The sequence below is a fragment of the Humibacter ginsengisoli genome, assembly GCF_054780095.1.
The window spans coordinates 1-7,353 of sequence record NZ_BAAGWZ010000009.1 but is presented as its reverse complement, the minus strand read 5'-3'; the positions used below and the strand labels follow the sequence as shown (position 1 = coordinate 7,353).

13 protein-coding genes and 1 pseudogene are annotated in these 7,353 nt (G+C 62.5%); 8 read left to right on the top strand and 6 right to left on the bottom strand.

The window, feature by feature from the left end; translation table 11 throughout:
- The first annotated feature begins 289 nt into the window (after positions 1-289).
- Positions 290-610, top strand: a complete 321-nt coding sequence (locus tag ACYVI5_RS14190) for a hypothetical protein (RefSeq protein WP_460580776.1) — start codon at positions 290-292, stop codon at positions 608-610.
- Positions 611-681: 71 nt separating this feature from the next.
- Here the strand turns inward: ACYVI5_RS14190 and ACYVI5_RS14185 are convergent, their stop codons facing one another.
- Positions 682-816: a LysM peptidoglycan-binding domain-containing protein gene (locus ACYVI5_RS14185; RefSeq protein ID WP_460580775.1), complete on the bottom strand. Its 135-nt coding sequence runs from the start codon at positions 814-816 to the stop codon at positions 682-684.
- Between the two features lie 248 nt (positions 817-1,064).
- Between ACYVI5_RS14185 and ACYVI5_RS14180 the strand changes: the two genes are divergently transcribed.
- On the top strand, positions 1,065-1,235 hold the full coding sequence (locus ACYVI5_RS14180; protein ID WP_460580774.1) for a hypothetical protein: 171 nt from the start codon (positions 1,065-1,067) through the stop codon (positions 1,233-1,235).
- A gap of 187 nt (positions 1,236-1,422) precedes the next feature.
- Here ACYVI5_RS14180 and ACYVI5_RS14175 read toward each other — a convergent pair whose 3' ends face one another.
- Positions 1,423-2,004 (bottom strand): NADPH-dependent FMN reductase, encoded by a 582-nt coding sequence (locus ACYVI5_RS14175; protein ID WP_460580773.1) that lies wholly within the window; start codon positions 2,002-2,004, stop codon positions 1,423-1,425.
- Positions 2,005-2,088: 84 nt separating this feature from the next.
- On the opposite strand from ACYVI5_RS14175, the gene ACYVI5_RS14170 reads away from it, so the two are divergent.
- Positions 2,089-2,574 (top strand): MarR family winged helix-turn-helix transcriptional regulator, encoded by a 486-nt coding sequence (locus ACYVI5_RS14170; protein WP_460580772.1) that lies wholly within the window; start codon positions 2,089-2,091, stop codon positions 2,572-2,574.
- A gap of 371 nt (positions 2,575-2,945) precedes the next feature.
- Positions 2,946-3,365 carry an NUDIX hydrolase gene (locus tag ACYVI5_RS14165; protein WP_460580771.1) on the top strand — a complete coding sequence of 140 codons (420 nt, stop codon included), beginning with the start codon at positions 2,946-2,948 and terminating at the stop codon, positions 3,363-3,365.
- A 35-nt stretch (positions 3,366-3,400) separates the two neighbouring features.
- Here ACYVI5_RS14165 and ACYVI5_RS14160 read toward each other — a convergent pair whose 3' ends face one another.
- The 4 genes from ACYVI5_RS14160 to ACYVI5_RS14145 all read right to left on the bottom strand — a co-directional run bounded on the left by ACYVI5_RS14160 (position 3,401) and on the right by ACYVI5_RS14145 (position 5,453).
- Positions 3,401-3,790 carry a tautomerase family protein gene (locus ACYVI5_RS14160; RefSeq protein WP_460580770.1) on the bottom strand — a complete coding sequence of 130 codons (390 nt, stop codon included), beginning with the start codon at positions 3,788-3,790 and terminating at the stop codon, positions 3,401-3,403.
- A gap of 46 nt (positions 3,791-3,836) precedes the next feature.
- Positions 3,837-4,094 (bottom strand): type II toxin-antitoxin system RelE family toxin, encoded by a 258-nt coding sequence (locus ACYVI5_RS14155; protein WP_460580769.1) that lies wholly within the window; start codon positions 4,092-4,094, stop codon positions 3,837-3,839.
- Positions 4,091-4,339: a type II toxin-antitoxin system Phd/YefM family antitoxin gene (locus tag ACYVI5_RS14150; RefSeq protein ID WP_460580768.1), complete on the bottom strand. Its 249-nt coding sequence runs from the start codon at positions 4,337-4,339 to the stop codon at positions 4,091-4,093. Before ACYVI5_RS14150 ends, ACYVI5_RS14155 begins: the two co-directional genes overlap by 4 nt.
- A gap of 688 nt (positions 4,340-5,027) precedes the next feature.
- A complete protein-coding gene (locus ACYVI5_RS14145; RefSeq protein ID WP_460580767.1) occupies positions 5,028-5,453 on the bottom strand; it encodes an Arm DNA-binding domain-containing protein in 426 nt (141 codons plus the stop codon).
- A gap of 181 nt (positions 5,454-5,634) precedes the next feature.
- On the opposite strand from ACYVI5_RS14145, the gene ACYVI5_RS14140 reads away from it, so the two are divergent.
- From ACYVI5_RS14140 to ACYVI5_RS14125, 4 genes and pseudogenes are all read left to right on the top strand, one after another.
- Positions 5,635-6,144, top strand: coding sequence for a hypothetical protein (locus ACYVI5_RS14140; RefSeq protein ID WP_460580766.1), 510 nt, complete (start codon positions 5,635-5,637; stop codon positions 6,142-6,144).
- Positions 6,145-6,238: 94 nt separating this feature from the next.
- The gene (locus ACYVI5_RS14135) at positions 6,239-6,502 is read left to right on the top strand and encodes a type II toxin-antitoxin system Phd/YefM family antitoxin (protein WP_460580765.1); all 264 of its coding nucleotides are present in this window, start codon (positions 6,239-6,241) and stop codon (positions 6,500-6,502) included.
- The gene (locus ACYVI5_RS14130) at positions 6,499-6,759 is read left to right on the top strand and encodes a type II toxin-antitoxin system RelE family toxin (protein ID WP_460580764.1); all 261 of its coding nucleotides are present in this window, start codon (positions 6,499-6,501) and stop codon (positions 6,757-6,759) included. The genes ACYVI5_RS14135 and ACYVI5_RS14130 overlap by 4 nt, the downstream gene beginning before the upstream one ends.
- A gap of 68 nt (positions 6,760-6,827) precedes the next feature.
- A pseudogene (locus ACYVI5_RS14125) lies at positions 6,828-7,151 on the top strand (recombinase family protein); the annotation flags it as partial.
- Positions 7,152-7,353: the final 202 nt, after the last annotated feature.

The window sequence follows — 7,353 nt, the reverse complement described above, 5'->3', positions numbered from 1 at the left end:
GATGACATCCTCCCAGCGGCACCCTTCGGCACCACAGATCAGGTGTCACCTCTCCGTGCAGCAGTCCCAACCGGCCGGGGTCGGGCACGCTGGGTGACGAGGTGGAAACCCGCGCTCAACGCCTTCGCGATCACCTTCGAAGGCCGAATCAACTAACAATCCGCCAGGCCAGATCCACCGTTAATCTGACAGACCCGGCGGATCGGCTTGTGGGCGCCTCGATTTCCTGCCGTGAATGCGCGCTCTCGTGGTTGGATGTGTGGCGATACATCGCCGGGATTGGAGTGCGATGCCGCTCGTTGAGGAGTATGGCCAGCGGTTGGCGAGCCTGGCTCCACAGGGATTGTCGTTGATCACCGGCCTCGTGCCAGTGAATACGAGTTGGCCGTTTCCTCGTCAGATTGACGTCTGCCAGAACGGCATCGCCTTCTCCGTCCTGGGGACCGAAGTCTTCGCGTCGAAGCTGACGCTCAGGCTTGAGCGCCGATTCTTTCGGCGCGTGTGGGTTAGCTGGGGCGAGAATGCGGCCGAGCAAGCGATCATCACGAGCTGGTTCAGCATCAACCGGATCATCGCGATCCTTCGCAGGGCTGGGTACACCGTCACATAGTCACGGGCTGGCGATAGCGGTGCAGCGGCCGCACGAGACACCGACCGCCACGGCCGATCAGTTGCTCGCGCTCAGGGGCTGAGGGCGAGCCTCTTACCGGGCACTATGCCGCCGCAGGCGCCGGAGGTGGTGGTGAGCTCGTCCACGGTGATCCCGAAGTGGTCCGCGATGCTCGAGAGGTTGTCACCGCTGGCAGCCGCGAGCACCGGCCAAACCACTCCTCTCCCGTTTGACGGGACCACCCCCATGCTGACTCCGCTCTCTCGCCGCTGTGGACTCTAACGGTCCAAGCGACCCCGGTAGAAGCGGTACTGCCAGACTCACTGGTTGCCGGCCGAATGAATGCAATCCAATCCCGCTAGTGCGGTCAGCTCGACCATCAACGTCCCGACCGCACGATGAACATCCCCCAGCAAGCGGGTCTCGCGTCCGAGGATCGCGCTAGTTTGAGCCTGTGGGCGAACGAATCGATGCGGCTCTTGACTACCTTGCGGCACCGGGGGCCTTTGGCGGCGGGGGCAAGGATCTACGTGTCTTCTGGAACGCCGTCTCGCATGTCGTCGATCCGGACCATCCTGAGGACAAGGACTGGTCCAACAGCGAACCGGATCCCAGCGCCCCCTAGAGGGTCCGCCTGCGGTGCATCAGCTTGGACTTGGATGCAACTTACTGCTTCACGAATTCCCCGCACGCCGAGGAGTCGAAGGAGTAGTCGCTCGACGCGATTGTCACTTCTACGCGCATGCCGCTATTGATGAAGTCGTTGGCCACCCCATTGCGCGGGGCACCGATGAGGATCCCTAACGGACGGATTAGGCGGCAGCGGTGGCCCGCCCCGCTCGAACCGCCTGGAGCGCCGCCGCCCATGACAGCAGCTGGTCTAGCATCGTCCCGACCAGAGGCTCGATTCCATGGGACGGGATGTACTCTTCGGTCTCGAAGCCCGCATGTGTGTTGATAGCCGGTTGCGAACGGACGGTAGCGACCTGGACTTCGGCGAGGACGAGCCGGAGGGCCTCGGCGGCGCGGACGCCTGCCGCCCATCCGCCGTAGCTGATGATGCCGGCGGCCTTGTCGTTCCACTCTCTGTAGACATAGTCGATTGCGTTCTTCAACGCGCCGGGGAAGGAGTGGTTGTACTCCGGGACGACGAACACGAAGCCGTCGAATGCCGCTACGGCGGCCGACCAGGCGCGGGTGTGGTCGTGCGTGTACTGGCCCAGGATCGGGTTGCCGGGCTCGTCGAGGTTTCCCAGCGCGTAGTCGGCGAGATCGACGATTTCGAACTGGGCGCCGCCATGCTGACGTGCCGCGTCGAGCACCCACGCTGCGAGCCGAGCGCCACGACGTCCGGGCCGGGTACTTCCGAGAATGATGCCGATACGCAGAGCCATAAAGGGCGGACCTTCCAAAGTTGATGCGTCAACTCTAGGATGCGTACAGTTGATGCGTCAACTCGCTCGGCTTATGGTGGCTGCATGGCCACTCACTCCCTGACGGCAGCGGACTGGGAACTCTGGCATTCCTGGATGGAAGCGCAACGCCTCGTCGCGGACGGCGTCGACGAGGCGCTGCGATCCGAAGCCGGTGTCTCCAAGGCCGAGTTCAGCATCCTTCGCACCGTCGGAAGCGCACCTGAGGCGACGCTTCGCGTCGTCGAACTCGCAGCCGCGCTTCGATGGGAAAAGAGTCGGGTCGCGCATCTTCTGACGCGGATGGAGCATCGCGGGTTGATCGCCCGGATCGAGGACGGCGCTCCCGGCCGCCGCACCGCCGTGAGGCTCAGTTCCGACGGGCGAAACGCGCTCCGGGAAGCCTTGCGCGTCCACGAGAAAAGCGTGTCCCGGATCTTCACCGGTCAACTCACCAACGATCAGGCCGCTGCTATCCGCAGCTGGAGCGAACGGATCATCTCGGCGGCCGCGGCGCCGCCCTCAACGCGCCCACCGAAAGAGTCTCAATAGCCGGTCCCTAATGGGGCTGGCCGGTGACGATGAGTACGCACGACGACGATCGACGCCGCCGCACCGAGAGCCGCGCAGATCCTCGTTCGCCCCCTCATAGGACGAGCTGAAAAGCCGTGAGCACGGAGGAAATGGCTGAAGCCGCCCGTGCCGACCCAAAGGATCAGCGCTCCGAGAAGCACTGTTGTTGCCACGAGCAACACGATCAAGAAGGCCTTCATCACTGTCCCTAGACAGGATTCGCACGCGTTTCCAAGCTACTGGGCGATCAGGCAACAGCTGAGCAGTTCTACTTGGCCGGCAGCCCTGGTCTCCTTACACCATCGCTCTACGGGCGGAATGCTGCCCGGCTGGGCGATAGTGTCCCTTCTGTGAGACCGGGAAGTTCGAAAGACGAGGTTGCGGTCGCCGCGATCGTCCGTGATGGAAAACTCCTGCTCGGGCACCGTCACCCCGAGCGACGCTGGTATCCCGACTGCTGGGATCTGATCGGCGGCCACATCGAGCTTGGTGAAACAGCTGCGGATGCCATCCGCCGAGAATGCCGCGAAGAACTGACGATCGCGATCCGTGAACCCCGACCAATTGAGATCCCTTTTAATGCCGAGGATGCGAACCTGCACGGCTTCCTCGTAACCCGTTGGGACGGCACCCCGATGAACGCGGCGCCGGACGAGCACGACGACTTGGCATGGTTCACAGTTGCGGATCTGCCCGGCCTGCGGCTGGCGGACAGCACCTATGTGACCTGGCTCCCACGGCTGATCCAGTCAGCAACAACAACCAACTAGTTGCACGGGTGGGAATCCGTTATCGGGCGGCGCTTCTATACCTCGACGCGGTACCCGAGAGCGAGATCCGCGGCGTTCTGTCCGCGGATGCCCCAGTTCACCTTCGGGGTTTCCGAGATCGTGATCTCCAGGCTGTGCGGCTCGATGCCGACCTTCGTCCGAACCCGATCGATCAACTCCGCGATGAGGGTTCGCTTGGCGCCTTCTGAACGCCCTTCGAACATCGAGATCTCGATGATCGTGTAGTCCGGACCGCGGTCTTCTGGGTAGATGAAGTCCTCGGCGTCGAGCGAGATAAACCGCTGGAACTTTTTCTCCGGTGGGTAGTCGAGCGCGATCATGATCGCCTCGTGGATCGCATCCGACAGCGCCGTTCGACGCTGCGCGAGCGACTCGCGTTGCCCGTAGACCACCACCTGTGCCATGCGGCCACCCTACAGATCATGCGCAGAGGGATCCTCTTGCGGGCATTCAGCGCTCGTAGACCTCGCGCCGGTGGCCGAGCGTGATCACGGTGACGATCAAGATGTCGTCGTCGACTGTGTAGATGATTCGGTAGTCACCGACTCGGACTCTGAGGCCGGGGCGGCCTTTGAGCGCTTTGGCTCCTGGCGGCCGCGGGTTCTCGCCAAGGAGCGAGATTGCCCCGCGAATACGGTCGCGGTCCTGGTGGTCGATCCGCTTCAATGCCCGGACAGCGGCCGGGCGCAGTTCGATCTGGTAGCTCACTTCCAGCCCAGGTCAGCCTTCACTTGTGCCCACGGGATATTGGCACCTTCCTCTGCCATGGCTTCGTCGAACGAGGCGACGTCTTCGGCATCTTCAAGGGCTTCAAGCATTCGCTCGTACTGCTCAGGACTGACAACGACGGCGGCGCGTCGGCCGCGACGTTCGATGAACACAGCCTCGTTCCGAGAACGATCGATGACATCAGAGAGATGGTTGCGCGCGTCGGCAACGCTGACAATAGACATGAGCCAATTGTACATTTGGGACCATGAACCGTACATGAGGGTCGATTCGCCCGGCAAAAGAGCACCATCACGTGCCCGATGATGGATCCCCATACGGGCATCCATCAGGCTGGCAACGCGACCGGACGAAGCGCAGGTTATCCGCAGAAGATGCGGATACGCCATCGTTGAAACGACATGGGGGTGAGCTATCAGCCCGCTTCCGGAAGCCAATTTACCGACCGCCCAGACGACCCGAAGAACCAGACCGATCTGCCGCCGACACGCGGCCGCAGCGGGTGATTCTGGTCAGCGTTGGCCGTGCGACTCCGTGAGTTGCTCTCTCGCGAATGTCACGTCCTCGGCAAGTGATAGGTACGAGACAGGATCCACTTCTTCGCCAAGAGTGGGGTTAATCCCCGCGATTCGGACATCCTGGACCTCGAAATCACGAATTGCGCTTTCGATGAACAACTCAAACATTCGTCCGTCTCGCCTGGCCCAGCTCAGCACTTCATGGACATCCGTGACTTCGCTGAGCCGCCAGTGCTCTGCGTTGAAGGCGGTGGGGTAGGGACTGGGTAGCCCCCTCCCCACCGGCAGGCTCCAAAACGTCACTCGATATGTCGGAAAGTCGACAGTCCCCCTGTCGTCAAGCCGAAGTATCTCTGTTGCGTGTAGCGAAGAGTTGCCTGCCAAATCCATCAACCTAACTGGTTCGGGTGGCGGTGATCACCGCCACGACATCGCCTCCAGTATCTTGCGCCGATCCGTCCGGAGTCGCGATGTTGCCGCCACCACAGACCACATTCGTAGTCGCGCCGTAGGCGTCCGTGTGCTGAGGGTTAGGCGTATACCCCGGCGGGAAGGTGATCGTGGTGACTGCCGCACCATAAGGCTTGAGGTGCGTCTGGGTGGCGAACCACTCTGTGCCGAGCGTTCCTACTGTGACACGGCCGGAGCTCGAGTCGATGTAGTCGCCTGCCGCCTTCTTCAGTTCCACCGATGCCAGGTAGAGTTCCGCGTCCCGCTTGGTGCGGAACCCGCGTTTGGCGCCCTGACTGTGATCCGGCTTGCGGTACCGCACCCGGTATCGGCGACCCTTGGCACTCTCGTACGGCTCGATGCTTCCCATGGTGAGACTCCTGCCCTCACCTCTACTTCACGAATGAGGTTAGTTCGCGACGTTCTCCGGCGTGCACTCGGCGGGCTGTGGAAGCGGACGGTGCGCAAGCGGATCGGCTTGCGTACACGGTTGACGCCCGGCGGGTGACACAATTCGATTCAGTTGCGCGCTGACCTGAGTATGAGGCACGATGACAGACTCGGCCGTCCCCATCCAGCACCGCCTCCTGATCACTACGGAGGTGGCGGTGAGATATTCGCGTGCGGTGGGTCGTTACGTGCTCTTCCGTCCGCGGAGAGTCGCCATGGTGGTGATGCTGGAGGCCGGCTTTGTGTTCGCCGGGATGGGCGCTGCAGCGAACACGGGCACGCCTGTCACGTTTCTTGGTTACGTGCTCGCCGGGGCCGTACTCGTAGCGGGATCCAACGCGTGCCTCTATGCGTTCGCCGTGCGGAGTGTCCGGAACCAGCTCCCCATCGGTGAGGAGTGGGGCACCGGCTTCGGCGCCGAGAAGATGCTTGAGGAGACGGCGGGGAGAAGGAGCCAGACCGCGTACAGCGTATTCACTCGCATGACGGTGCGCGATGGGGCCGTGTTCCTGCACCGCAGGACGTCCCGCTCACCGTACGTGCTGCCAGTCGAGCTCGTCCCCGCGGATGCCCAGCAACTCCTCACCGCTCGACTCACCCAGTCACAATGACCACCTGACCGATCGCAACGGGATCCACCTTCGCGCACGGTGGTTTGAGAATCGCAATCGTGTACACAGTTGAACATGCGGCTATAATCGACACATGGAAACAGTGACGACGGAAGTTTCGACGCGGGAGCTTCGTAGCCGGCTCTCGGAAGTGCTGGGGCGCGCGATGTACGCCGGAGAACGCATCGGCGTCACGCGTAATGGCAAGCTCGCGGCCGTGGTGATCGGCGTCGCGGACCTGGAGGAACTCGAGGCCTTCGAGATGGGGCAGGATGTTGCCGCGTATCGCGAGGCGAAAGCGGCCGATGACGGCAGCCGCGTCAGCCTCGACGAGCTGCGCCGCGACCTCTCCTCGTGAGCTATCGCGTCGACTTCACCACCGCTGCCGCACGGCAGGTGAAGAAGCTACCCCGACCGGCGCGGGATCGCGTGTTGGATGCAGTCGACGATCTCGGGGAAGACCCACCACCGCACGGAGCAAAGAAGCTGGTCGGGGAGGACACGGCCTGGCGCATCCGCGTCGGCGACTACCGGGTCATCTATGACATCTTCGACGAAGAACTCAGGGTGATCGTCATACGCGCTGCACACCGACGCGAGGTCTACAACCGATAACCTCGCGATTGACCCGCACGATCCTCAATCCTGCTGTGGACGGTTCGGTTCTGCGTGATGGTGCTCTGATGAATGAGATACAGGTCGGCTACGCGAGAGTGTCGACTGCCGAACAGGACTTGACTGCTCAGCGGGATGCTCTTGTACGGCTTGGAGTGGATGAGAGTCGGGTCTTCGTCGATCACGGACTGACGGGCACGAACCGTGCCCGTCCCGGTTTACGGGAGGCGTTGGCATCGGTTCGATCGGGCGACACCTTCGTCGTCACCAAGCTGGATCGTTTGGCGAGATCATCACGGGATGCGCGGGACATCGCCGACGAGCTGACGGCTAAGGGGGTGGTGCTGAGTTTGGGCGGGAGTCTCTACGACCCCACCGATCCCGTCGGCCGCGGACACAGCGGTGACGCCTGCGATCACCTCAGGGCCCTGGCGCGTCATCGTCGCCGTACATGAGTGCCGAGACCGGACACTGGGGTGTGTCCAAAGTGTGTCCAAACAGCCCTGGATACACCAGAACGGCAGTGTGATGTATCAGGACATCTCTGACGTTTCTGCATCAGGACATCTCTGACGAACGGTGTATCAGGACATC